General features: G+C 32.1%; 23 protein-coding genes. 22 read left to right on the top strand and 1 reads right to left on the bottom strand.

What is annotated here, in order from left to right:
• Positions 1-77: 77 nt before the first annotated feature.
• A complete protein-coding gene (locus RMO83_RS00710) occupies positions 78-1,094 on the top strand; it encodes a glycosyltransferase family 2 protein (protein WP_310557752.1) in 1,017 nt (338 codons plus the stop codon).
• Between the two features lie 16 nt (positions 1,095-1,110).
• A complete protein-coding gene (locus RMO83_RS00705) occupies positions 1,111-1,878 on the top strand; it encodes a glycosyltransferase family 2 protein (RefSeq protein ID WP_310557751.1) in 768 nt (255 codons plus the stop codon).
• Positions 1,879-1,909: 31 nt separating this feature from the next.
• Here the strand turns inward: RMO83_RS00705 and RMO83_RS00700 are convergent, their stop codons facing one another.
• Positions 1,910-2,896, bottom strand: coding sequence for a glycosyltransferase family 61 protein (locus tag RMO83_RS00700; protein ID WP_310557750.1), 987 nt, complete (start codon positions 2,894-2,896; stop codon positions 1,910-1,912).
• 530 nt (positions 2,897-3,426) lie between these two features.
• Between RMO83_RS00700 and RMO83_RS00695 the strand changes: the two genes are divergently transcribed.
• The 20 genes from RMO83_RS00695 to RMO83_RS00600 all read left to right on the top strand — a co-directional run bounded on the left by RMO83_RS00695 (position 3,427) and on the right by RMO83_RS00600 (position 25,211).
• Positions 3,427-3,717, top strand: a complete 291-nt coding sequence (locus tag RMO83_RS00695; RefSeq protein ID WP_310557749.1) for a hypothetical protein — start codon at positions 3,427-3,429, stop codon at positions 3,715-3,717.
• Between the two features lie 41 nt (positions 3,718-3,758).
• Entirely contained in the window at positions 3,759-4,880 is a 1,122-nt protein-coding gene (gene wecB / locus RMO83_RS00690; protein ID WP_310557748.1) for a non-hydrolyzing UDP-N-acetylglucosamine 2-epimerase, read from the top strand.
• 264 nt (positions 4,881-5,144) lie between these two features.
• Complete coding sequence (locus tag RMO83_RS00685; protein WP_310557747.1) at positions 5,145-6,386, top strand: UDP-glycosyltransferase; 1,242 nt, start codon at positions 5,145-5,147, stop codon at positions 6,384-6,386.
• A gap of 191 nt (positions 6,387-6,577) precedes the next feature.
• Positions 6,578-7,318, top strand: coding sequence for an FkbM family methyltransferase (locus tag RMO83_RS00680; protein ID WP_310557746.1), 741 nt, complete (start codon positions 6,578-6,580; stop codon positions 7,316-7,318).
• Positions 7,319-7,333: 15 nt separating this feature from the next.
• On the top strand, positions 7,334-8,365 hold the full coding sequence (locus RMO83_RS00675) for a glycosyltransferase (RefSeq protein ID WP_310557745.1): 1,032 nt from the start codon (positions 7,334-7,336) through the stop codon (positions 8,363-8,365).
• A 50-nt stretch (positions 8,366-8,415) separates the two neighbouring features.
• Positions 8,416-9,336 carry a glycosyltransferase family A protein gene (locus RMO83_RS00670; protein ID WP_310557744.1) on the top strand — a complete coding sequence of 307 codons (921 nt, stop codon included), beginning with the start codon at positions 8,416-8,418 and terminating at the stop codon, positions 9,334-9,336.
• A gap of 98 nt (positions 9,337-9,434) precedes the next feature.
• Complete coding sequence (locus tag RMO83_RS00665; protein ID WP_310557743.1) at positions 9,435-10,469, top strand: N-acetylneuraminate synthase family protein; 1,035 nt, start codon at positions 9,435-9,437, stop codon at positions 10,467-10,469.
• Between the two features lie 132 nt (positions 10,470-10,601).
• Positions 10,602-11,759 (top strand): UDP-N-acetylglucosamine 2-epimerase, encoded by a 1,158-nt coding sequence (gene neuC / locus RMO83_RS00660; RefSeq protein WP_310557742.1) that lies wholly within the window; start codon positions 10,602-10,604, stop codon positions 11,757-11,759.
• A 187-nt stretch (positions 11,760-11,946) separates the two neighbouring features.
• Positions 11,947-12,852: an FkbM family methyltransferase gene (locus tag RMO83_RS00655; protein ID WP_310557741.1), complete on the top strand. Its 906-nt coding sequence runs from the start codon at positions 11,947-11,949 to the stop codon at positions 12,850-12,852.
• A complete protein-coding gene (locus tag RMO83_RS00650; RefSeq protein WP_310557740.1) occupies positions 12,852-13,658 on the top strand; it encodes a glycosyltransferase family A protein in 807 nt (268 codons plus the stop codon). The genes RMO83_RS00655 and RMO83_RS00650 overlap by 1 nt, the downstream gene beginning before the upstream one ends.
• Before the next feature lie 4 nt (positions 13,659-13,662).
• Positions 13,663-14,361 carry an acylneuraminate cytidylyltransferase family protein gene (locus tag RMO83_RS00645; RefSeq protein ID WP_310557739.1) on the top strand — a complete coding sequence of 233 codons (699 nt, stop codon included), beginning with the start codon at positions 13,663-13,665 and terminating at the stop codon, positions 14,359-14,361.
• Positions 14,362-16,110: an asparagine synthase (glutamine-hydrolyzing) gene (gene asnB, locus RMO83_RS00640; protein WP_310557738.1), complete on the top strand. Its 1,749-nt coding sequence runs from the start codon at positions 14,362-14,364 to the stop codon at positions 16,108-16,110.
• A gap of 51 nt (positions 16,111-16,161) precedes the next feature.
• Positions 16,162-17,064: an alpha-1,2-fucosyltransferase gene (locus RMO83_RS00635; protein WP_310557737.1), complete on the top strand. Its 903-nt coding sequence runs from the start codon at positions 16,162-16,164 to the stop codon at positions 17,062-17,064.
• A 207-nt stretch (positions 17,065-17,271) separates the two neighbouring features.
• Complete coding sequence (locus tag RMO83_RS00630; protein ID WP_310557736.1) at positions 17,272-18,402, top strand: acyltransferase; 1,131 nt, start codon at positions 17,272-17,274, stop codon at positions 18,400-18,402.
• 191 nt (positions 18,403-18,593) lie between these two features.
• Positions 18,594-20,030, top strand: coding sequence for an MBOAT family O-acyltransferase (locus RMO83_RS00625; RefSeq protein ID WP_310557735.1), 1,437 nt, complete (start codon positions 18,594-18,596; stop codon positions 20,028-20,030).
• A gap of 24 nt (positions 20,031-20,054) precedes the next feature.
• On the top strand, positions 20,055-20,915 hold the full coding sequence (locus RMO83_RS00620) for a hypothetical protein (RefSeq protein ID WP_310557734.1): 861 nt from the start codon (positions 20,055-20,057) through the stop codon (positions 20,913-20,915).
• 45 nt (positions 20,916-20,960) lie between these two features.
• On the top strand, positions 20,961-22,358 hold the full coding sequence (locus tag RMO83_RS00615; protein WP_310557733.1) for a hypothetical protein: 1,398 nt from the start codon (positions 20,961-20,963) through the stop codon (positions 22,356-22,358).
• A 78-nt stretch (positions 22,359-22,436) separates the two neighbouring features.
• Positions 22,437-23,375, top strand: a complete 939-nt coding sequence (locus tag RMO83_RS00610; RefSeq protein ID WP_310557732.1) for a glycosyltransferase family 2 protein — start codon at positions 22,437-22,439, stop codon at positions 23,373-23,375.
• Positions 23,365-24,048, top strand: coding sequence for a GNAT family N-acetyltransferase (locus tag RMO83_RS00605; RefSeq protein ID WP_310557731.1), 684 nt, complete (start codon positions 23,365-23,367; stop codon positions 24,046-24,048). Before RMO83_RS00610 ends, RMO83_RS00605 begins: the two co-directional genes overlap by 11 nt.
• On the top strand, positions 24,036-25,211 hold the full coding sequence (locus tag RMO83_RS00600; RefSeq protein ID WP_310557730.1) for an acyltransferase: 1,176 nt from the start codon (positions 24,036-24,038) through the stop codon (positions 25,209-25,211). Before RMO83_RS00605 ends, RMO83_RS00600 begins: the two co-directional genes overlap by 13 nt.
• Position 25,212: the final 1 nt, after the last annotated feature.

Below are 25,212 nucleotides of genomic sequence, written 5' to 3'. Positions count from 1 at the left end.
TTATTTATTTAAAAATTTAAAGTTTACATCCTACTCTAAATTTTTAATTTCTATTATTTAACTACATTGTAAAAAAAATGAGAATAGGCGACAACCCCAATAAATTTTCGGGTGAGCAAGTAAAACACTATGCTCATCAAGTAATTATTCCTGTTTATATTCTTGACGAAGAGGGCTATTTTAAAGACTCTTTTACCATATTTCAATTGTGTTTGCAATCACTATTGGTTACAACACATTCCAATACGTATATCACCATAGTAAATAATGGTAGTGGCAAAAAAGTAGTAGATTATTTGAATGGTTTAGCAGCTGAAAATAAAATTCAAGAAGTAATTCACACGACCAATATTGGGAAAATAAATGCAGTACTAAAAGGAATTGTAGGTGTGAGAGCTGATATAGTTACGATTTCTGATCAAGATATTTTGTTCAAAGAAAATTGGCAAAGTGCTACTTTTGACGTTTTCAATAGTTTTGAAAATGTGGGAGTCGTTGGTTTGATTCCAATGTTTACGAGTTACAAAAGTTACTCGGCTCCTATTATTTTTGATTTTTTGTTTTCTAAAAGATTAGGTTTTACGGCTGTAAAAAACCGGGATGATATGGTAAGATTTTATGATAGCATCTGGATTGGTCGACCCTATGATCCAAAAGCTTTAGAAACTTATTTGACATTAAAAGCTGAAAATGGAACTTATGCAGTAGTGGGTTCAGGACATGTTGTGGCATCCTATCGGAAATCGGTATTTGATAGTTTGAATAGAAGTTTTACCAATGATTTATTGAGTGGTGTTAGCGACAGGGATTATCTCGATTTGCCGCCATTGAAGTTGGGTTATTACCGACTGACCACTCACGATAATTATGCTTATCATATGGGCAATGGTTTTGAGAATTGGATGCAGCAGTTTTACGAATCTATCGCCGGAAAGGCAAAACCTGCTGCAGTACAGCTGCTAAAATCTATTCAGAGAAAACAAACCTTTTTCCTGAAATTGAACTATTATTTCAAGAAAGCTACTGTTCATAAAATTATATTTAGAGCTATATTTTTAAAGATTTTCGTACAGCAAAAAGCATTTTTAAAGTGAATTTATAAATAAAATAATGCCAAAAATCTCCATCATAACTATTAATTACAACGATGCCATTGGTTTAGAAAAAACTATTGTATCGGTACTCAATCAATCCTGTTTGGATTTTGAATATATTATTATTGATGGGAATTCTACGGATAATAGTAAAGCTGTAATTCGCGAATATCAAGATAGCATAAAGTATTGGGTTTCTGAACCCGACAATGGTATTTACAACGCAATGAACAAAGGAATAAATGCTGCCAAAGGCGATTATTTATTGTTTATGAACAGCGGTGATGTGTTAGTAAATGATCCTGCAATTGTAAGTACCTGTGCTGAAAAATTAGTAGAGGATATTGTCGCTTTTGATTGTTTTCTAGAAAAAGACAATAAAATAACAGGGAGAAGAACACATATAGAAAACCCAACCCTGTTTTTTGCTTATTTGAAAGGGTTTAAACACCAAAGCACTTTTATAAAACGAAGCTTATTTCACAAAGTGGGTCTTTATGATGAAAGTTACACGATTGCGGGTGATTATGAGTTTTGGATTCGGAGCTTTCTACTTCCTACAACAACAGCTAAAAGTTACACCGTTCCAATTGCTATTTTTCAACTGAATGGAATTTCTCAAAAAGGGAATTGGGGCGTAGAGCATCGACGTATCGAAAATGAGTTGTTGCCTCATTTAATAGCCGATTTTCAGATTTTAGGACAACTGCTACCTTATCAGAATTCAAGAATTTTAACGAGGGTTATTCAACTTCAGAGGCTGTTTAAAAAAATAATTTCCTAAATTGTACTATGATTAATAAGCTAAACTCATTTCATATCATTTTTTCTATATTTTTCCTTAACTCATTTATATCTACGATAATATCTGCCGAGTAAGTCTCATTTCTATTGCCTTGGTTTAATTGATAAAAATAATTCAAATTTAATTCTGAAGCTAAAGAGAAGTAACAATTATTATGATTGTCATTTAGGTTTCTTAATTCCAAAACTTTGCTATTTTCTTTCATAAACAACATATTTGTCAATCCTGCGCCGTGCAATCCTATTAAATGTTTTGTTTGTGACATTATTTCAATCTGTTTTTTAAATGTGTAATCTTCAAAGCAGTGAATTTCATAACCATACAATTTTAACAAATTAATTACCTCCTCTTCATTAATAATTTTTCTTCTAGGGGCTTTTAATCTGCTAATAAATACTTTCCTGTCACTTTTGTTTGTGTTGTTATATAAAAACTTATTGCGTAATTCATTTATTAAAATAGGATTATAATTACCTGTATCAGCGGTATGACTTGTTACTAAAAGTTTTTTCACTTTTAAAGGGGTTTGTGCATTATAGTAAATGATTTGCTCGCCTAAGAAGCTTAGTGATTCTGAAATATAACTAAATTGCTTATAAGATTCTGGAAGTAGCACTTGGTATTGTTCTCCATCTCTTTTTGAGGCTAATAATCTTGGAAGTGCATCAGTTAACCAATGAAAATATCCTAAACTCATATTGTCAATTATCCAGACACCTTTTTCAATTGTAGTAAACCCTCTTCTAAATAGAAATACTTTTTTTAGAATTTTTTTATTACTCAAGATGGGATGCACAAGCGCATAACTCAGATATTGTTTTAGATTAGTCCCAAATTTAATTATTATACCATTGAGGATAAAACCATTCAAAATTAGTATATAATGTGAATTTCTAATCTTTTTTTCAAACTCGTGTTCAAATAACAAAATATCTTTATTTTCAATATTTATAGGCTGTTTGCGTTTTGAAATATGCTCTTGAAAAACTATTCTCATTTTTTTGTTTTTTTTATGATTCTTTTAAACAGAGGGTTTGAACAAATTTAAATTACACAAAGTCTAAATGTGAACTAAACTTTTGCCCTCTTTTTTAAAGACTTAACAAAGATAATTAAAACACTGATGCATTGAAAAATCTAACAGTATTTTTGGCTTTCTTAAAATTTGTTATGAATATAAGGGCCAAAATAGGGATGCATCTAGGCAAAATTTAAAAGGATTCAAAAATTCAACAGCAATTTAAAAAGATAATTTCCTAAATTGCATTTTTTTATAAAAAATCCGAATGGCTAGAGCTAAAAAAAATCATCCTTTGCTTCAGCACACGTCCCGAAGCTATAAAAATGGCACCACTTTAATACGAGCGCTACACACTTTTAGTACTCTTTATACATCTAAATTGATGCAAATTATTTAAATGTCCTTTTTTGGACCTCTTTGTTGTAGTTCAATAATTTTTGTAATTTGGTATAAAAAAATAAATACCTTTGCTTTACAGGATTCTTATAAATTTAAAATTATAAAAAATGAGTGCTACCGAAATCAAATTGTATGATTTTTTTAGAAAAGACTTGAAACTAGATGATGCTAGAGCTAAAATTTTTACAGAAATTTTATATGAAAGTATAGAAAAGAATGCTGATAATAATAATTCGCACTTCAAAAGCGTGCTGCAATCCGATTTGCAAAAAATGGAGCTGCAATTGCGAACCGAAATCAAGGACACTAAAACCGATATGATAAAATGGTTTTTTGCTTTTTTCGTGACATTAGTTTTAATGATTCTAGGTCTTTATGCAACAATTTTATTGAAGTAATTTTCTGCCAATAGAATTGTAACTAAATCTTAAATCTTTTTATGCAATTTAAAAAAATCCTACTTTGCTTTGGCACTCGTCCCGAGGCTATAAAAATGGCACCTCTTTATCACGAACTAAAAAAAAGTGATTTTGAAATAAAAGTTTGTGTTACGGCGCAACATCGTGAAATGCTGGATCAAGTCTTAGATTTTTTTGAGATTGTACCCGATTATGACCTCGATTTAATGCAAGCCAACCAAACCTTGAATGGCTTAAGTGCCAGAATTCTGGCTAAAATAGATACTGTTTTAAATATAGAAAAACCAAATTTGGTTTTGGTGCACGGAGATACAACGACATCTTCTATGGTGGCGCTAGCCGCCTTTCATTTAGGTATAATGGTAGGTCATGTCGAGGCCGGATTGCGCACTTATGATAAGCAAGCCCCATTCCCAGAAGAAATCAATCGGCAAATCACAACCCGAATTGCCGATATTCATTTTACACCAACTGTGCAATCTACTCAAAATTTGCTTCGTGAAGGAATTGCATCCAAAACCATCATTGAAACTGGAAATACAGTTATAGATGCTTTATTTTGGGCTTGTAAAAAAATTGCAGAACCACACTTTTCCCATCTGGAAATTGAAAATTTAAAAAGTTTCATTCCAAAAGATAAAAAAATAGTTTTGGTTACCGGACATCGCAGAGAGAATTTTGGAGCAGGATTTCAACATCTTTGTAAAGCTTTGCTTTCTATTTCTGATCGAGAAGACGTGTCTATTGTATATCCGGTGCATCTAAATCCGAATGTAAAGGATGTCGTAAACGAGTTGTTGTCTCATAAAAAAAATATTTATCTCATTGCTCCTGTTTCGTATCCTGCTTTTGTTTGGTTGATGCAACAATCCTATTTGATAGTGACGGATTCTGGAGGGATTCAGGAAGAAGCACCTTCTTTGGGGAAACCAGTTGTCGTTACGCGCACGGTTTCAGAAAGACCCGAAGGTGTTGGGGCAGGATTTTCGACTTTAGTAGGAACTGATGCTACTAAAATTATAAATACAATACAGGATATTTTGGATAACTTTGCGGGGTTCACCAATCCGATGAATCCTTATGGCGATGGGAAGGCATCAAAACGGATTGTGGATTATTTGAATGTTAATTTTACAAAATAATGTTATGCTAAGTAGTAATCTCTTGACAATCTCAAGAGTTGCTGACTTCAGGTTAATAAAGGATAGACTGACAATTCGAAAGGCAATTTGTAGGTAATGTTTCGACGATATGTTCAGTCTGGGTCAAGTTTAGACTGACCGTGATCGACTTAGAAGCTTGTTTTTGTAACTTGTTACCCTGAGTCACCGGCAAAACTGCGTAAAACAAGACAATAATTAATGAAAAGGGAACTACAATAGTCCCAATTACGATATAGAAAGGAAATGAAAATACTAGTAGTAGTTGATTCTATAGATATAGAAGACAGCAGCGGATCAAAAGCAAATGTCGCATTAATTAATAATTTAGTCGAGGCTGGATTCGATGTTTTAGTATATCACTACACTCAAAAAAAAATTCAGCTGCACAATGTTAAATGTTTTTCAATTCCTGAAAGAAAAGTAAATATAATGTATATTTTGAGTCGCTCACAACGACTTTTTACTCGACATTTTAAAGTAAATCTAGCGCTATTTTTTGAAAAGTTTTTCGGATTTTCCTTCACGTTCTTTAACGACACAAATAGTATTATAAGTGCTGTAAAGCAAAGCGATTTTAATCCTGATTTAGTTGTAACCCTGAGTAAGGGCACAAGTTTTAGACCTCATTATGCAGTATTAAAATTGCCAAAACTGCACAGCAAGTGGTTAGCTTATGTTCATGATCCATATCCTATTCATTATTATCCAAGACCTTACAATTGGATAGAAGGTAGTTACAAACAAAAAGAACGATTCTTTTTAGCAGTGTCCCAAAAAGCAAAATACAGTGCTTTTCCTAGTTTGTTACTAAAAGACTGGGTAGGAAGTTATTTTCCTAATTTTATTAAAACTGGATTGATAATTCCGCATCAAATTGCTGAATATGAAATTAAGAATAATGTGTTTCCAGCCTATTTTAATGTCTCAAAATTTAATGTCTTGCACGCAGGAAATTTGCTAGCTCAGCGATCTCCAAAAGGATTGGTAGAAGGATTTAACTTGTTCTTACAAAACAATCCAAAAGCCCGGAACGAAGCCCAACTATTATTGCTCGGAAATGCTACCGATCATATCCAAATGATGCAGGAATACAAGAAAAACCACCCAGAGATTTATATCAGTGATGGTCCTATCGCTTTTGATGCCGTTTTTTTAATTCAAAAAAATGCATCTGTTAATGTCATCTTAGAAGCAAAATCAGAAATTAGTCCGTTTCTGCCTGCAAAGTTTCCGCATTGCGTTGAAGCCAATAAGGCTATTCTTTCTTTAGCTCCTTATTACAGTGAAACTCGAAGATTGTTGGGTGATGATTACCCGTATTGGTCAGAACAAGATGATGTGAATAAAATAGCACGTCTTATAGAACAAATGTATTTATTATGGAAACAAAATCCAGACAATTTACTTTTGAATCGTCGCGATTTGGAAGAGTATTTGTCTACTGACTATTTGAAAAAAGTAATTGTAGCATTGAAAAGCAATTGATTTATTTCATTAATTAAGAGTCTGTTATAAATTAATTTCAATTTCAAAAAATGGTAAGTATAAATAAATTTACAAATTTTAATCGTTTAGATGTTGAGAACATTTGCATAGTGTTTCTTTATTTTTTTAAACGAATTTTAAAAATTAGGCCCAATCTAAGAGAGCGAACAGTATATGCTTACTATAATAATTTGATAAATTTAAACGGAAGCCTTGTTGAAGAAACAAAAGACACATACATTACAGATTTTAAAGGCACTTTTAACAAAATGGTAAAACTCCGGAAAAATCCCTCTAGCGATTTTGAAGTTTTTAATCAAGTGTTTTCTTTTAAAGAATACCTTCCTGTTGTTAATGCTTACATAAAAAATTTTAACCCTAAAGCCGATGCAACAGTAAACATCATTGATGCAGGAAGTAATATTGGCTTAACTTCTTTATTTTTTTCAGAATATTTTCAAAATGCTACGATCATAAGTATCGAACCAGAAAAAGAAAATTTTAAAATCTTAGAATTTAACTTAAATAGTGCTAAAAATAGTAAAACCATCAAAATTAACGGAGCGCTTTGGAGTTCTAATTGTAAAATTAAAATTGTAAATGATTTTCGAGATCGGTCTAGTTCTTCTTTTAGGGTAGAAGAAAGTGACCTGACAGATGCCATTACAGCATATTCGATACCTCAATTGATTGCGAATTATAATTTTGAAATCTTGGATATTTTAAAAATTGACATTGAAGGTTCTGAAAAGCAATTATTTACACATCCGACATCCAATTTAGAATTTTTGAATAGAACAAAATGTATTGCAATAGAAATTCACGATGAGTTTGATTGTAGAGAAGAAATTTGTAAGATTCTGTTAGACTATGGTTTTGTTTTATTTGATGAAGGAGAATTAACCATTGGCATTAATCAAAAATTAAAATAATTGCACCTTTTTTCTATGAATCACAAACCCAAAATAACCGTTTTATTACCTGTGTACAATTGCGAATTGTATATACAAACTGCGGTTGAAAGTATTTTAAATCAAACTTTTACTGATTTTGAGTTTCTGATTATAGATGATGCTTCGACTGATACCACTGTTGCTATTCTCAAAAAATTTAATGATTCTCGAATTCAATTAATAGAAAAACCTATAAATTCTGGTTATACTAATAGTTTGAACTATGGATTACAACTTGCCAAAGGAGACTATATTGCTCGAATGGACGGAGACGACATAAGTTATCCCGAGCGATTTGCTAAACAAATAGCATATTTAGAAACTCATCCGGAAGTGGTGGTTTGTGGCACCAACCAAAAAATTATTGGTAATGATAAACTAATTACGCTTCCCGTAAGCAATGAGGCTATAAAAATTGGATTACTTTGGGGCAACCGTATTCCACATTCGTCAGCAATGATTAGAAAAAAAATATTGGAAGACTATAACATACAATACGATACCAGCACAGAACCAGCGGAGGATTACCATCTGTGGATTAAATTGCTAGCTTTCGGAAAACTGTACAACCTGCCCGAAGTGCTATTAGAATATAGAGTCTATAGCGATCAAGTGTCTCGAAAACGAGCTGAAGAACAGAAAAAAAGTGATATTGCTGCCAAATTTGGAATGTTTCAGTATCTACATATAGCTTGGAATCCAATTGAAAGGGAGTTTTTAGAGCGGCAATTTGGTAAAACAGAAGTTGTGTCATTTAAGGACATCAGGATTTTTAAGGAAGTGCAAAAGAAATTAGCTAGTGCTAATGCTTCGCTTGGTTTTTTTGATTCAATTTTGTTTAATCAATATCTCACCGATTTAGAAGCCGATGTATTGCGAAAATGTTTCTTAAAACAAAAGCGGTATTCCCCCGCAATGTATATCGAATATTCACTAGCCAAATATAAATGGAAAGCCACGTTAACTTTCAAACAAGAACTAAAATTGATTTTGAAATCCTTAATTTTCTGGAAAACACAGCGATAAAGTCGCAAGCAAACCTTGAAACCATTACTAAAATCCAAAACCACTAAATAATGGATAATGCTACATTTTCTATTCTAATTACCACCAAAAACCGTAAGGATGAATTGGCTTTTACCTTAGAAAAAATCCAATATTTATTGCACAGGAATGATGTTTTTTGCCTGATTTGTGATGATGGTTCTACTGATGGAACAGGAGCGTATTTACGAACCCATTATCCGACAATCCAGTTAATTCAAAACCCCAAAAGTCAGGGACTCATTTACAGCAGAAATCGATTGATGGATTTAGTTACAACCGAATATGCCATTTCTCTTGATGATGATGCGCATTTTGTTACCACGAACCCATTAGAAATTATCAAAAATTATTTTGAGAAAAATTCCCATTGTGGATTACTTGCTTTGCGCATTTTTTGGGGATTAGAAGAACCAAAAACAATTGCTACCCGAGAAAAAGTACATCGGGTGCAGGGATTTGTGGGTTGCGCCCATGCCTTTCGTATGCAAGCTTGGCGTGAAATTCCATGTTATCCAGATTGGTTTATTTTTTATGGGGAAGAAGAATTTGCATCCTTTCAGTTGTTCAAAAAGAATTGGAAAGTATTTTACTTGCCCGATGTGCTAGTGCATCATCGTGTAGATATCAAAGCAAGAAAAAAAAATAAGGATTATATAGAAAGACAACGTCGATCCTTGCGTTCCGGTTGGTATTTGATGTTTTTGTTCTATCCTATTGTTAAAATTCCAAGAGAATTAACGTATTCACTTTGGATACAATTCACGACAAAGGTTTTTAAGGGGGATTTCAAAGCATTTCAGACTATTCTATTGGCATTACTAGATTTAGTTTGGAATATTCCCAAAATTTTAAAAAATAGCAACCGATTGACAACGAAAGAATTCGAAGTTTACACCAAACTTTCGGCAGCTCAATTGTATTGGCAACCTGAGATATTAAATAATAACTAGCAAATTACAACCTCAATTTAGTATGAAATAGCGCCCTATGTAAACCTTTATTGCTTGTCTGAGTTTTTAAATATTCAATTTTAGATAAAATAAAAAAAATGAAAAACACAAAAAAATCATCTCTCTATATCATTGCCGAAATCGGTCAAGCTCACGACGGCAGTCTAGGAATTTTGTATTCGTATATTGACGCTCTTGCTTCAACTGGCGTCGATGCCGTGAAATTCCAAATGCATATTGCCGAAGCGGAAAGTAGTGAGCACGAACCTTTTCGGGTACAATTTTCATTAGAAGATAATACAAGATTCGATTATTGGAAAAGAATGGGTTTTTCTTTAGCTCAATGGAAAGATATCAAACAACATTGTGACGCAGTTGGCTTAGATTTTATTTGTTCGCCCTTTAGTAATTTAGCTGTGGATTGGCTGGAAGAAATCGGGGTGGAACAATACAAAATAGGTTCTGGTGAAGTGAATAATTTTTTACTTTTGGAAAAAATTGCCCAAACTGGCAAACCTATTATTGTGTCATCGGGAATGAGTTCTTATGATGAATTGGATCAAACCATTGCTTTTCTCAATGAGCGAAAAGTTAACTTCTCAATTTTACAATGCACGACCGCTTATCCTACAGAACCTGAACAATACGGATTGAATGTTATTCCAGAATTAATAAAAAGATACAATGTTCCTGTTGGATTTTCAGACCATTCTGCAAAAACTGCAAGCTGTATTGCCGCCACCGCATTAGGTGCCACAATATTGGAATTTCATGTAGTTTTTGACAGACAGCTATTTGGTCCAGATTCAAAGTCTTCTTTAACTATTAAAGAAACTAAGGATTTGGTGTTAGCAGTTAGAAATATTTCTGTTGCTTTAGCTCACCCAATTGATAAAAATAACAATGACGATTTTGCAGGTTTGAAGCAAATTTTCGAAAAATCATTGGCCGTTAATAAAGATTTACCCAAAAACCATATTTTGACTTTCGACGATTTAGAAGCCAAAAAACCTAAAGGTTACGGCATTGATGCTTCACGTTTTCAAGAAGTAATTGGAAAATTTTTGAATAAAGATTTGAAACAATGGGATTTTTTGAACGAGGGGGATTTGACTTCTAAAGTCTTAGACTGACAATCAGGATATGATTGAATCTATGTGACGATGTCAAGCTGAGCTTGTCGAAGCGTTTTAATTCAATTAAAAATATATTTCTCCCCTTTCCACTTTTTTACCTACTTTTAACCCGAGAATAATATAGTCAAAATGCCAAAAAGAAAAATAGCCGTTGTGATCACGGCTCGACCTTCATACAGTCGGGTTAAAACAGTTTTATCTGCTATTCAAAAGCATCCTGGTCTGGAACTGCAATTGGTTGTAGCTGCGTCGGCTTTATTGGACAGATACGGATCTGCCGTTAATTATATTGAAAAAGATGGTTTTACAATAGCAGCCAAAGTATTTAATGTATTGGAAGGAGAGAATTTGACAGCTGCCGCAAAAACAACTGGAATAGGAATTTTGGAATTATCGACCGTTTTTGATAATTTAAAACCAGATATTGTCGTGACTGTTGCCGATCGATTCGAAACAATGGCTACCGCTATAGCTGCTTCTTATATGAATATTCCCTTAGCGCACATTCAAGGTGGCGAAGTGACAGGTAATATTGACGAGAAAGTACGGCATGCGATTACCAAGTTGTCGGATTATCATTTTGTAGCCTCAGAAAGTGCCAAAGAGAGAGTAATCAAATTGGGCGAAGATCCAGCTATGGTTTTTAATACGGGATGCCCTTCTATCGATTTGGCATCTTTACTATTAGATAGCAAAACACTTTCCTTTGATCCTTATGAAAAATATGGTGGCGTTGGAGCAAAACCTGAATTATCCAAAGGCTATTTAGTAGTGATGCAACATCCTGTAACTACTGAATATCAGGATTCCAGAAAGCATATAGAAGCCACACTTGAAGCCATTCATAAACTGAAAATGCCCACACTGTGGTTCTGGCCCAATGTCGATGCTGGTGCTGACGGAACTTCAACTGGAATTCGCGCTTTTAGAGAACAGCATCTTTTACCAAATGTTCATTTTTTTAAAAATATGGAAGGAATGGATTTTCTACAACTTTTGCAGCATTGTGATTGTTTAATAGGAAACTCAAGTGTAGGAATTCGAGAATGCGCTTTTTTAGGAGTGCCCGTGATTAATATTGGTACGCGTCAAAATAGGCGTGACCGTGGAGGAAACACACATGATGTCGATTACTCGCAAGAACAAATAGAAGAGGCAATTGCTGCTTCAATCAAAAGTGGAAAAACCGTTTCATCGGTAATTTATGGAAACGGAAAAGCAGGAGTTCAAATAGCAAATTTATTAGCTGAAGTGCCTTTGCAATTTCATAAAACGATTATGTATTAAGTCTTTGATAAGCTCTGCGTAAGCATTTGCGTTGCAGTTTTCGGTATTATTTACACTTGTTGTCTGTATAGCACGAATACAATTTTATAAACACTTTATTGCAAAGTAAAGTATGATCAAAATTTTTAAATAATGGTCAAGAACGTATTGTAATCAAGCAATATAATTTAAAAAATTAAACATAATAATGGCAAAAACCAACAAAATTTCGAATCTTAGAAGATTAAATAATAAAAACAAATTCATTGTTGTGCTTTATTTAATTAAAAGGATTTTGAGAATCGAACCCACAAAAAACGAGGAAAACGTCTATGTTTATTATAATATTTTAATCAATTCTAATGGGAATTATTTGTCGGAAACTAAAAGTGAATTTGTTTCAGAAATAAATGACAATTTTTATAAATGTATAAAAACAAGAAAAAAACCAAAATCAAGTGATTTAGATGCTTTTAATATGATTTATTCTAAAAAAGAATATTTACCCATCGTAAAAGTCTATTTTGAAAATTTCAAAATTGTAAACGAAACTTCTTTAAACATAATTGATGCGGGCAGTAATATTGGATTAACTTCGTTGTTTTTTATTGATTATTTTAAAAAAGCTACGATTGTTTGTATAGAACCGGAATTAGAAAACTTCAAAATTTTAGAGTATAATTTAAAAAATTGTAACGATAATAAGGTCTTTAAAATTAATGGAGCTGTTTGGAGTACAGATTGTAATATTAAAATTATCAATGATTTTAAAGATAAATTGGATTGGTCATTTCGGGTTGAGGAAACAGAAGAGGATAATAGTATAAAAGCATTTTCAATCAATACCATCATTAATACTATTGGATTCGATTCGATTGATATCTTGAAAATAGATGTTGAAGGTTCAGAAAAGCAAATTTTTGATAAAAATAGTTCGAATTTAGATTTTTTAAAAATAACAAAATGTATAGCCATTGAGATACATGATTTTTTTGATTGTAGAAAACAGATCTACGATGTTTTAGATTTTTATGGATTTACTTATTTCAACGAAGGAGAATTGACAATTGCTTATAATACAAATTTAGCGTTAAATAAAGAAAATAATACGTAATGATATCAATACTAATAAGAAACAAAAATGAGTCAAAAGCACTCAAAATAGCACTTAAAAGTATCAGTGCACAGCATTTTACTGTGCCTTATGAAATTGTAGTCATTGATGATCATTCGACTGATAATTCTATTGAAGTTGCCAATGAATATGGTTGTAAGGTAGTTTCTTTAGACAAGCCTTTTACTTATGGATATGCGATAAACTTTGGAGTACAATACTGCCAATACGATATTATTGTTTTGTTAAGTGCACACAATATCCTTATTTCGAATGATTTTTCAAAAAAATTAGTTGACTATTTTCAAAACCCCCAAGTTGCTGCTGTTAGGTGCACACCTATTGCAAATAGCAAGCAAGTAGCGAGTTCTTTGGATGGTTATATAACAATAAGTAAGGATAATTATTCTCATTCAAAAGATTGGCAAAATTTGATTATTGCGAATTGTTCTGCAATAAGAAAAAGCGTTGCAATTGAAATTCCATTTAATGAAGAAATACGATCGAATGAAGAAAAATTATGGTGTTTAGATGCCCTGCAAAAGGAATATGCCATTATTACAAATGTTCCTTGTTATTTTTTGTATAATAAAACAAACAATTCAAAAGCAAATGTTAGAGACATAATATCTAAATACCAGATTGATGGGATTCGTGTTAAGTCGATACCGTCTTTTTTGCTTATTTTGTTGAAATCAATTCCTTGGGCAATAAATATAGCATTTGTGACTTGGCGTAATACGATGAAAGTACATCTAAACTCAACGTTAATGCCATTCAAATACAAAAAAGGTAATTACAAATAAATTAATGAAGATACTAGCTATCATCCCAGCTCGCGGAGGTTCGAAAGGAGTTCCTGGTAAAAACATCAAATTTTTGAATGGAAAGCCATTATTGGGATATACTGCAGAAATTGCTTTGCAATCTAAATATTTGACCGAAGTAATTGTATCCACTGAGGATGAACAAATTAGTACAGTCGCAAAAAGTTTGGGAATACAAGTGCCTTTTATTAGACCTATGGAATTGGCTCAAGACAATACGCCCACAATTGATGTCATTATTCACGTCTTGAACTGGTACGAAAGTAGGAATGTTTTCTTTGATGCCGTGTGTCTTTTGCAAGTCACAAGCCCTTTTAGGACTGTTGCTTTTTTGAATGACGCTATCGAAAAATTCACTTCAAGTGCTTGCGATTCTTTGGTGTCGGTACAAAAAGTTCCTCATGAATACAATCCTCATTGGGCATTTGAAGTTGATGAAGTCGGAAATCTAAAAATTGCCACTGGCGAAACGGAAATCATTACAAGAAGACAAGAATTGCCTTTGGCTTATCATCGCGATGGAAGTGTTTACATAACTAAAACTGAAGTGCTTTTAAAGGAGCGTTCTTTATATGGAAAAAGCATCACTTATATCGAGTCAGATTCTGATTTTTATGTAAATATTGATACTATGGAAGATTGGAAAAAAGCGGAGGAAATGGTTCAAAATAAGTTGAAATAAATGTGCGGAATTGCAGGAATAGTAGGGAATTATCCAGCGTTTCAATTGGATGCGATGCTCGACAGTCAGCATCATCGAGGACCCGATGCCACGGGGAAATATTTTGATGACGGATGTGTCGCTTTGGGGCACAATCGTTTGGCAATTATTGATTTGACCGAGCAATCCAATCAGCCTTTTATAGACAATTCGGGACGGTATGTGATTGTTTTTAATGGTGAAATCTATAATTATATTGAGCTCAAAACGGATTTACAAAACCTATATGATTTTAAAACGCAATCGGACACCGAAGTATTATTAGCAGCATATATCGTTTATGGTTCAAATTGTTTGCAAAAGTGCAACGGTATGTTTGCTTTTGCAATATGGGATAATCGGGAAAAAAAATTATTTGCAGCCCGTGATCGTTTTGGAGTAAAACCTTTTTATTATACTATTCAAGAGTATTCCTTCTATTTTTCCTCCGAGATAAAAGCCTTGCATGCTGCTGGAATTTCAAAATTACCAAACGAAAAAGTTTGGTCTTCCTATTTTGCTTATGGCTCTTACGGTCTGCCGGATGAGACTTTTTGGGAAGGTATTGTACAATTGCCTGGCGGTTATTTTTTGGAATATCAAAATAAAACTTTGATAACAAAAAAATGGTATTGTTTCGAAGACGAAGTCGCCAAACAACCTCAAAATCTAACTTTTGAACAAGCTAAGGAACACTATATTTTGTTGTTAAAGGATAGCATCAAATTACGTTTTCGAGCCGATGTTCCGGTAGGTTTTAATATCAGCGGTGGACTAGATAGTTCAGTGTTGTTGGCTATGGTTAATTTTGAAACGAAAAGCAAGGACGAAAATGACAGTAAAAATCTGCAATCTATTAATGCGTATACTTTTTACTGTAACCATCCTGATTATGACGAATTGCATTGGGTAGAAAAAATGATTGCTAAAACCAATAATCCTTTAACTAAAGTACTTTTGCAAGCCAATGAGGTACCCCATTTAGCACAAAAAATGGCGTGGCAACAAGACGAGCCTTATGGTGGAATTCCAACATTGGCTTACTCTAAAATCTTTCAGCAGGCCAGAAAAGATAAAGTTTTGGTGTTGCTTGATGGTCAGGGAATGGACGAGCAATGGGCAGGATACGATTATTATACCCAATTAAATGAAGCTACCATTCAAGGTGTTTCTGATTCACCCTATAAAAAAGCAATGCTATCGGAATCTTTTTTGTCTAAAGTAAAAAAACCCGTTTATCCAACTCCTTTTGAAGATACGGTTTTAAATAAGCAATATCGGGACTTGTTTTACACCAAAATTCCTCGTGCTTTGCGGTTTAATGATAGAATTTCGATGTCGTATTCAACAGAATTGCGAGAGCCATTTTTAGATTATCGTCTGGTAGAATTTGCTTTTTCGCTACCTTTGGATTTTAAAATTAGAAACGGGCAAACCAAGTACATGTTGCGTGAAATCGCCTCTGAATACTTGTCGAATGATTTGGTATTTGCACCCAAAAGACCTTTGCAAACACCACAACGTGAATGGTTAGCCGAGGATTTAAAGGATTGGTTGTCTGAATGTTTTACAAAAGTTGAACATTCAATTTTTTCACATTGGTTCGATAGAGAAGAATTAAAAAGGGAATTACAATTGTACTTCAATGGGAACAGGCAATCGAGTTTTCATATTTGGCAACTAATTAGTTGGTATGAAATACTTGGAAAAGCGCCAGAAAATCAATCGTGAAATCGATTTTTGAAAAAAAATAATCATATCGAGTTTAGAGAAAGTTAAAAAATGATTACATATTCAAAATTAGGAAGGAAAGGAAATCTTGGCAATCAACTTTTTCAAATAGCTTCAACAGTAGGTTTAGCTGAAAAGTATGGTCATGATTACTCTTTTCCTAAATGGAATTATTCTGATTTTCTCAAAAATGATTTGCCTATTTTAAAGAATGATATTAGTTATCAGGTAATTAAGGAAAAACAATTTGCTTATTATGAATGGAATATAGGGAAACAAAATTATGATCTGGATGGTTGGTTACAATCTGAAAAATATTTTAATAAAGAAAGTGTTAAAAAAATTTTTGAATGGGGAAGCTTTAATGAGGAACTTTTGTTAAAGTATCAGTTTCTTTTCAATAAAAAGACACTATTAGTATCCATTCGAAGAGGGGATTTTATTAATCATCCTTATTACTATCAATTATCGCATCTTTTTTATTTTAAAGGGATTGTGCATAACTTCCCTGATTGGAAGGAACGAAACATTATTTTTACAAGCGATGATTTTTCCTACTGTCGATATCATTTTTCATTTCTTAAAAACAGTATTTTTTTAGATAATTTGACCGTAATTGAACAATTAGTGTTGGGGTCAAAATGTGATGATTTTGTAATTAGTAATTCTACTTTTTCGTGGTGGATTGCTTGGTTGGGTGAAAAAAGTAATTCGAAAATTGTAAGGCCAATTAAAAATTTCAGAGGTATGTTTGCCGATGAGAATGATGATTCTGACTATTTTCCAGAAAGGTGGATTAGTTTTAATGACAAGGAAATTGTCATTGATAAGAAATACTGGTTTTTTATGATGAAAGGCTATATTTCCGAACTTTTAATTGATCTTAAATTCAAGTATAAAAAGAGTAAAAAGGATTTTAAAAATACGATAAAGATTTTTTTGTTTAATAAATGAAACAGCTAGAAATAGTGGTTACCGCTGGAGTTTGTTTTTAAATTTTTTCCAATCCATTGGGGTTGAAAATATTCAGATTGGTTCGATATACAACTAGTTCATAAAGAAACTCAACATTATTTTAATGTTGATATTGCATGAAGTTTTCATAGTTGGCAGATTGTAGGATTACGTGAATTGGAAAAAATCAACAATTAGTTTATAGCTGTGTTTTACAAATTTAAAAGTGATAGGGGAGAGTTATTGATTGTTAAAAATAATAGATTACGCGAGCTTGATTTTTTAAGAGGCGTTGCTATTATTTTAGTTTTACTTCGCCATCAATCATTATTTTATTTTTTGAAAACAATGGGGTGGATTGGGGTGGATTTGTTTTTTGTTCTTAGTGGTTTTTTAGTTTCAAGTTTACTGTTTAAAGAGTTTCAAAAATTTGGGGTTATTAATCCTAAATTGTTTTTAATTCGAAGGGGTTTTAAAATTTATCCTATTTATTACCTTACCTATATTTTGTATTTTTTTTCAATGATTACAGAGCCACATTTAAAACTAAACAAAGTTTTCTTTGATTTAGTTTTCGTTCAAAATTATGCTTTGGGTTGGGGATATGCTTATCCAGGCAGTTGGTCCTTGGCGGTAGAAGAGCATTTCTATTTTGGTTTGGTATTTCTTTTATGGTTGTTATTTAACAAGAAAGTGCTTAACATTAGCGATTGCAAGGAAGCTGGATTTTCGGCTTTTGAAAAGCTATTGTTGTCCATATTAGTTGCTGTATTTGTGTTAAGAATTATTTCAAATATAGAATTTCCGCACCACATGTTTAAAAATTTTACAATGTCACATTTAAGAATAGATTCACTTTTGGCTGGTGTATTAATTTCGTATTGGTATCATTTTAAAAAAGAAAAATTGGTTCTTTTTTATTCAAAATATCAAAAGTATTTACTGGTTTTATCATTTTCATTTTTATTATTTACTCCGTTTATAGAACCCATTACCTCGTTTTTTGTAAAGACAGTTGGCTTTACGATGTTATATATCGCATTTGGTATTTTGCTACTTCATTTTTTGTTAGATTCCCAAATAAATACTAAGATTAATCGATTTTTTTCTACTACCATAGTTTCTTTTGTTTCAAAAATTGGATTTTGCTCTTATTCTATTTATATTATCCATTCTTTTGTACATTATTTAGTTCGGTTTTTAAATATTGAAAACCGTTATTTGTCTTTTTTGCTAGTTTTTGGTATTTCTATTGGAGCAGGATTTATAATGACGTATAAAGTGGAGAAGTATTTTTTAAATTATAGAGATACTTATTTTCCTAGCAGATCAATATAATTTTTTTAATTAGTTAAAAGAATGTAATTTTACAAAACAAAGTGATCAATGCTTATCAAAGATAATAGAATACGAGAACTTGTTTTTCATAGAGCATAGTTATCCTTGTAAATTTAATGCAGATTCTCTGTTCGTTGTAGTATAAAAAAATAGTCATAGTGAAATGGTCAGTTTTAATAATTAAAAAATAAATGCTTTTTAACTCACTATCTTTTTTGCTTTTTCTTCCTATTGTTTTTGCTATTTACTGGTTGGTAAATAAAAAAAGTCTGCACCTGCAAAATTTGTTGTTGTTGTTAGCGAGTTATTTCTTTTATGCCTGTTGGGACTGGCGGTTTCTTTTTCTGCTACTTTTTTCGACAGGGTTGGATTATTTTGCAGGAATAAAAATGGCTGAGGCTAAAAGCCAAGGCAATAGAACAAGCTGGTTTTGGTTGAGTGTTGTAATCAATCTTGGTTTTCTAGGTGTTTTTAAATACTATAATTTCTTCGCCGATTCTTTTGCTGAAGCACTTGCAGGACTGGGATTTCAAGCCAATTTTTGGACCTTGAATGTGATATTACCTGTTGGTATTTCCTTTTATACCTTTCACGGATTGTCTTATGTTATAGATATTTATAAAGAAAGAATACAACCTGAAAGGAATGTAGTTACCTATTCTCTTTTTGTAGCCTATTTCCCCTTGTTAGTCGCTGGGCCTATTGAAAGAGCTACACATTTATTGCCTCAAATAAAGAAGCGACGTTTTTTTGATTATAGTAAAGCTGTAGATGGGGTGCATCAAATCATCTGGGGATTATTCAAGAAAATAGTTATCGCCGATAATTGTGCCTTGTATGCCAATGATATTATTGATCATTACGAGTCGATGAATTCTTTGTCCCTTTTTTTGGGTGCTATTTACTTTTCTTTCCAGATTTATGGAGATTTTAGTGGTTATTCAGATATCGCTGTGGGAACTTCAAAATTATTTGGCATAGATTTGCTTCGTAATTTTAATTATCCCTATTTTTCAAGAGATATCGCTGAATTTTGGCGTCGGTGGCATATTTCTTTATCCTCATGGTTTCGGGATTATTTGTACATTCCTTTAGGAGGTAGTAAAGGTGGAATGTTGATGAAAATTCGGAACACTTTTATTATTTTCTTAGTCAGTGGGTTTTGGCACGGAGCCAATTGGACCTTTATCGTTTGGGGAGCATTACACGCTGTATTTTTCTTACCACTTTTATTAACTCAAAGGAATAGGAATAATATAGAAAGTGTTGCCAAAGGCAAGTCTTTGGCAACACTCCACGAATTCATAGCGATAGCAAGCACTTTTTGTTTAACGTCTTTTGCTTGGATATTTTTTAGAGCAAAAACAGTCACGGATGCTTTTGGATATTTAAAAAATATGTTTAGTTTTAATTTTGAAGGAGGATTTCAATTTTTAGATTTTGAACGCTATTCCAGTGAATTACTTTTGTTATTGGGCTTGTTTGTTGTCTTCGAATGGAACGCAAGGGAACAAGAACATCCCATAAAAGGCCAATTTGTAAGCCTCAAAACGTTAGTAGTAATTATAACCATCCTGATTTTGGGTGTTTTTTCGAGTCCAGCAGATTTTATTTATTTTCAGTTTTAGATGAAAAAATTCGTTATATATATTATGGGATCGATATTTACAATTTTAATTGTAATGATTGTGCTTGATGTAACATACACAAAAATATATGAATCCTCCTTTCCTAGGTCCAAGTTTCAATATTTGAGAAGTTTGGGTAACAAAAAAGTGGATTATATTTTTATAGGTTCTTCGAGAGTCGAATACGGAATTGTTCCCAATATTATTGAAAAGAAAACAGGTAAATCGGCTGTTAATTTAGGATTTCAAGCGGCCAAATTAGGCGATATTTACACACTTTTGCAATTAGTAAAAGAATATAATATTCAGTATGAAACTATTTTTATTCAAGTAGATTATATTTACAACATAAAGGACGGACATTCGAATATATTTGAATATCAAATGATGCCATTCATAAGAGATAATGGTATTACCAAAAGTTATTCCGATAAATATGGTGTGCATTCCATTGCCAATTATTATCTCCCGTTCTTCCGATATTGTAGCAACGATTTTAAGTTAGGGTTTAGAGAAATTTTCTCTAATATTGTACAAAAAGAAACAAATGTTATACTACAAAAAGGTTATATATCAAGACTGGGAAATGCAACAGAATTGACTGGAGCATTGCCTAAAGTCCTTTTAGATAAAAATGAAACTTTAGATAGTATTCAGTTTTTTATAAAGCAAAATAAGATGAAGGTTGTGTTTTATTGTGCTCCGTTCTGTAAGAATAACCAGAACAAGGATTTCACTGCAAAATTGAAGTTTAAAATACCTGGGTTGCAAGATTTCTCACAAGTTCTTACAGATGATCAATTATTTATTGATTGTAACCATTTAAATGATAACGGAGCCAAGAGGTTTACTGAAATTTTCGCAGAAGAAGTGTTGATGAAGTAATAATACAGTTTTAATGATTTTATATAATAATCACTATTTTAATAAATGAAAAAACTAGGAATAGTAATAACAGATGGAGTAGGTTTTCGAAATTTTATTATGAGTGATTTCATTCCAGAAGCCACAAAACAATTTGATTCCGTTATCTTATATTCGGGTTTGCCAATCCATGCTTATGATGCTATTTCGCAATCCAATATAACTATAAAAGAATTAGATGTTTACATAGAATCTAAACCCGTTTGGTTTTTTAGGAAATGGAAAGAAGTAGCCCATTTGAGAAAGTACAAGTCTTTTTATGGAATGAAGGACAATCTGAAAATAGGCTATCCCAAAAACAATTCAGCACGAGCACTATTAGTAAAATTGATTTATTTTGTTACTCGTTTTGTTCATTCGGACAATAGTATTTTATGGATAGAGAAGTTACAGTTTTTATTCTTTTCTAAAAATAAAATTACGCAATCGTATTTAAGACTTCTTGAAGAAGACAAACCTTCACATTTGTTTTTTACCCATCAAAGACCGCCTTTTTTAGCACCGTTTTTATATGCTGCACAACAATTGAAGATACCTACAAGTACTTTTATTTTTAGTTGGGACAATTTAGCGTCCAAAGGAAGGATGTTGGGCACTTTTGATTATTTTTTGGTTTGGAGTCGTTTGATGCAGTCCGAATTACTGCACTTTTACCCGAATGTTTCAATCGAAAAGGTAAAAGTGGTGGGAACTCCTCAATTTGAACCTTATGTAATGCCAAAATACGAAACTACTTCCGCAGAATTTTATACAAAATTCAGTTTGGATGCTAATTTGAAAACGATTTGTTATAGTTGCGCCGATGTTTCCATAGGATCAAATGACCCAATAGTCATTACTGCAATTGCAAAAGGCTTAAGGAATAATGATATTAAAACCAAAGCGCAATTGATTGTAAGAACTTCGCCTGCTGAAGATGATTCCAGGTTCAAGTCGATTCGAGAGGAGTTTCCAGAAATCTTTTGGAATGTTCCCAAATGGATTTTGACCCGAGAAAATCACGCCGAAAGCTGGTCGCAACGCATTCCCAGCGAAGAGGATATCAAAGATTTACGTTCTTTATTGGAATATGTCGATTTAAATGTGAATATGTGTTCAACAATGAGTTTGGATTTTATGTTGTTTGATAAACCCGTAATCAACACTGTTTTTGGAAATCCAGAGAATGGATTGTATGACGACCAGCGCTTCTTGAATTTTGATCATTATAAAAAAGTAGTCGATAGTCAATCGGTAACTATTGCAAAAAATGAATGGGAATTAATCGACCAAATCAATATTGCGTTGGCCAATCCCATAGAACGCATAATACAAAGAAAATCGATGATTGATTTACAAGTGAGTGAATCTCTAGAAGGCACAAGCAAACGAATTGCATTAACTTTAAAAAACATTTTAGAATAGTTTTTAAAATAGGAATACTTGTTTTTAAATCGATTTTAACTACTTTTAGCGTCACATTATAAAGTTTAAAATTAATTTATGTTAAAACAACCCGTGCCATTACTATCAATAGTTTCTCCCGTGTACAAGGCGGAGAAAATCATTCCGTTATTGGTAGAAAGAATCGAGAAAGCGGTTTATAAAATCACTTCAGATTTTGAAATTATATTGGTTGAAGATGGTGGACCAGACAATTCTTGGAGCGTCATCGAAGGTATTGCAAAAAAAAATCCAAATATAAAGGGTATAAAACTAAGTCGAAATTTTGGACAACATCCCGCTATTATGGCAGGTTTGTCTAAGGCCAGAGGAGAATGGGTTGTGGTTATGGATTGTGATTTGCAGGATCAACCTGAAGAAATTGAAAAATTGTATACCAAAGTTTTAGAGGGTTTTGATATTGTTTTAGCCAAACGAAAAAATAGGCAAGACCATTTTTTTAAGAAAATGACTTCTTTGTTTTTTTCTAAGGTTTATGGCTATTTTACAGATACCGAATATGACAATGAGGTGGCTAATTTTGGAATTTATCATAAAAAAGTAATTCAATCTATCTTAGAAATTCCAGATGCAATCAAATTTTTTCCTTTGTTTGTTAAGTTTGTCGGTTACAATTCCGCTTCGATTCTTGTAGAACATGCCGAAAGAGTTGAAGGAAGCACTAGTTACAGTTTTGCTAAACTATTGAGTTTGGCTTTCAATACCATAATTTCTTTCTCTAATAAACCTTTAAAATTGTTTGTAAAGTTTGGTTTGACCATTTCCATCATTTCCTTTATTCTTGGAATTTACAATGTTTATTTGGCATTGACCAATCAAATTGATGTTTTAGGATATAGTTCCATAATTGTATCTATTTGGTTTTTGTCTGGAGTAGTAATTACTACAATAGGTGTTACCGGAATTTATGTAGGCAAAATATTTGACCAGACTAAGAATAGGCCTTCTTATATTATTGACAAAAAAAATGAAAGTTAAGTATGTAGAGTGGGATTCCTCTTTTTTTAATAAAAAAATTGGGTTGTTAGAGTTATTCAATGACAGAAAATCTTTTGAAATTGAAAATGATTTTGATTTAATTTATGTGGTAAGTGATAGAGATATTGATGTCGAGATCACAAATTACAAGCAAAATTATTCGGAGAACAAAATAGTTTTTTCAAAAAATATAGTTCCAAATAGTGATTCAGTAGACGCAAATGTTTTTATTGAATTGGAGAGTTCAACTAGAGAAGAAATTTATGAATTAGCATTTGAAAGCGGAAAATTCAGTCGTTTTAAGCTTGATTCTAATTTTAATCAAATTGAGTTTGAAAAATTATATAAAAAATGGGTCGATAATTCCTTTACGAAAGAATTTGCAGATGCAGTTTTAGTTTACAAAGAGCAAAAAAAAGTCCTTGGATTTGTTACCTATAAAGTTTGGGGTAGCTATGCCACTATTGGATTAATAGCAGTTTGCTCAAAGCATCAAGGTAAAGGAATTGGTAGGAAACTTATAGAATATGTTGAAATGGAGTTGTTTAAAAAAGGTGTAATTGAATTAAGAATCCCTACCCAACTTCAGAATCACATAGCTTGTGAATTTTACAAGAGATTAGGATATCAAATTATTGAAAACCGAAATATTAAACATTTTTGGAAAAAATAAATTTAGGAAGTTTTGAAATGGAAGTAAAAAAAAGTTTCTTTTTTAACGGATTAAATGAATTACGAGCTATTGCAGCCTTGGCGGTAATTTACCATCACATAGAACTCCATAATGATTTTAATCCCATTAAAAGTCATTTTGCATTTCTCGATTATTTCACAGGTAATGTCGGAAAAAATGGTGTTTTTTTATTTTTTGTTCTTAGTGGTTTTTTGATAACTTATTTATTGTTGCAAGAAAAAGAGAAATGCAAGACCATCTTTTTGAAAAAATTCTTTTTGAGAAGAATGTATAGAATTTGGCCTTTATATTATCTCATTTTTGCGATATCAGTTCTGCTAATTCCGTATTTGGCTGTCAATTTCGATATTTTTAAGGAGGATCTTTCGTCGTATTACAGAATTACCGATACACATAATTATGGAATAAAAGGGATCTTGTTTTATTTGTTTTTTATGCCAAATATTGCTCTGTACTCGGGATATTTCATAACTGGTTGTACCCAAGCTTGGTCCGTGGGTATTGAGGAGCAGTTTTATATTCTTTGGCCCGTTTTAATTTTATATTTCAATAAAAATAGGATTCTACAAGTTTTTTTCACGGTATTGTTTTTGTTTCCTATTTTAATTTTTTTAGCTAAAAATAATTACATCTTTTACCCTTTATCTGTGATTATCAAATCTATCTCCTTTCATTTTATGGCGATAGGTTCAATAGGCGGTTATCTTTTCTTTACTAAAAAGAAGCTAATCGAAAAATATACGTATTCCAAATGGGGCTATTTTTTAATAATAGCTATGATTGCTGCCTTTCTTTTTAATCCATTTTTTTTTAGTGTGATTCAAGAAATTGTTATCAGTTTCCTTTTTCTTCTATTGATTTTGTTTACCATTAATGATAAAAATCAATGGATTTTTAGAAATAGGCTTTTCTTTTATTTAGGTAAAATATCCTATGGTATTTATATGTACCATACCTTTGTAATGTTTCTTGTTTTTCCTTTTGTTAATAAATATTTTTCAAATTTTCAAGGAGGTATATATTACAATATTTTGCTCTACCCATTAATTTTTGGTATTACGATAGTATTAAGTTCTTTGTCTTACCACTATTTTGAATTAAAATTTATTAAAATAAAGGACACTAAATTTAAGACACTTTAAG

This window comes from Flavobacterium sp. (genome assembly GCF_031423415.1).
Taxonomy (GTDB): domain Bacteria; phylum Bacteroidota; class Bacteroidia; order Flavobacteriales; family Flavobacteriaceae; genus Flavobacterium.
This window is presented reverse-complemented; position numbering and strand designations above follow the sequence as displayed.

Excerpts from the sequence above, each read along its gene's own strand:
- RMO83_RS00705 (WP_310557751.1), top strand. The coding sequence starts at position 1,111 with ATGCCAAAAATCTCCATCATAACTATTAATTACAACGATGCCATTGGT.
- RMO83_RS00665 (WP_310557743.1), top strand. The coding sequence starts at position 9,435 with ATGAAAAACACAAAAAAATCATCTCTCTATATCATTGCCGAAATCGGT.
- RMO83_RS00675 (WP_310557745.1), top strand. The coding sequence starts at position 7,334 with ATGAATCACAAACCCAAAATAACCGTTTTATTACCTGTGTACAATTGC.
- RMO83_RS00670 (WP_310557744.1), top strand. The coding sequence starts at position 8,416 with ATGGATAATGCTACATTTTCTATTCTAATTACCACCAAAAACCGTAAG.
- RMO83_RS00620 (WP_310557734.1), top strand. The coding sequence starts at position 20,055 with ATGGGATCGATATTTACAATTTTAATTGTAATGATTGTGCTTGATGTA.
- RMO83_RS00650 (WP_310557740.1), top strand. The coding sequence starts at position 12,852 with ATGATATCAATACTAATAAGAAACAAAAATGAGTCAAAAGCACTCAAA.
- RMO83_RS00700 (WP_310557750.1), bottom strand. The coding sequence starts at position 2,896 with ATGAGAATAGTTTTTCAAGAGCATATTTCAAAACGCAAACAGCCTATA.
- RMO83_RS00615 (WP_310557733.1), top strand. The coding sequence starts at position 20,961 with ATGAAAAAACTAGGAATAGTAATAACAGATGGAGTAGGTTTTCGAAAT.
- RMO83_RS00685 (WP_310557747.1), top strand. The coding sequence starts at position 5,145 with ATGAAAATACTAGTAGTAGTTGATTCTATAGATATAGAAGACAGCAGC.
- RMO83_RS00625 (WP_310557735.1), top strand. The coding sequence starts at position 18,594 with ATGCTTTTTAACTCACTATCTTTTTTGCTTTTTCTTCCTATTGTTTTT.
- RMO83_RS00695 (WP_310557749.1), top strand. The coding sequence starts at position 3,427 with ATGAGTGCTACCGAAATCAAATTGTATGATTTTTTTAGAAAAGACTTG.
- RMO83_RS00655 (WP_310557741.1), top strand. The coding sequence starts at position 11,947 with ATGGCAAAAACCAACAAAATTTCGAATCTTAGAAGATTAAATAATAAA.
- RMO83_RS00635 (WP_310557737.1), top strand. The coding sequence starts at position 16,162 with ATGATTACATATTCAAAATTAGGAAGGAAAGGAAATCTTGGCAATCAA.
- RMO83_RS00605 (WP_310557731.1), top strand. The coding sequence starts at position 23,365 with ATGAAAGTTAAGTATGTAGAGTGGGATTCCTCTTTTTTTAATAAAAAA.
- RMO83_RS00645 (WP_310557739.1), top strand. The coding sequence starts at position 13,663 with ATGAAGATACTAGCTATCATCCCAGCTCGCGGAGGTTCGAAAGGAGTT.
- neuC (WP_310557742.1), top strand. The coding sequence starts at position 10,602 with ATGCCAAAAAGAAAAATAGCCGTTGTGATCACGGCTCGACCTTCATAC.
- RMO83_RS00610 (WP_310557732.1), top strand. The coding sequence starts at position 22,437 with ATGTTAAAACAACCCGTGCCATTACTATCAATAGTTTCTCCCGTGTAC.
- asnB (WP_310557738.1), top strand. The coding sequence starts at position 14,362 with ATGTGCGGAATTGCAGGAATAGTAGGGAATTATCCAGCGTTTCAATTG.
- RMO83_RS00710 (WP_310557752.1), top strand. The coding sequence starts at position 78 with ATGAGAATAGGCGACAACCCCAATAAATTTTCGGGTGAGCAAGTAAAA.
- wecB (WP_310557748.1), top strand. The coding sequence starts at position 3,759 with ATGCAATTTAAAAAAATCCTACTTTGCTTTGGCACTCGTCCCGAGGCT.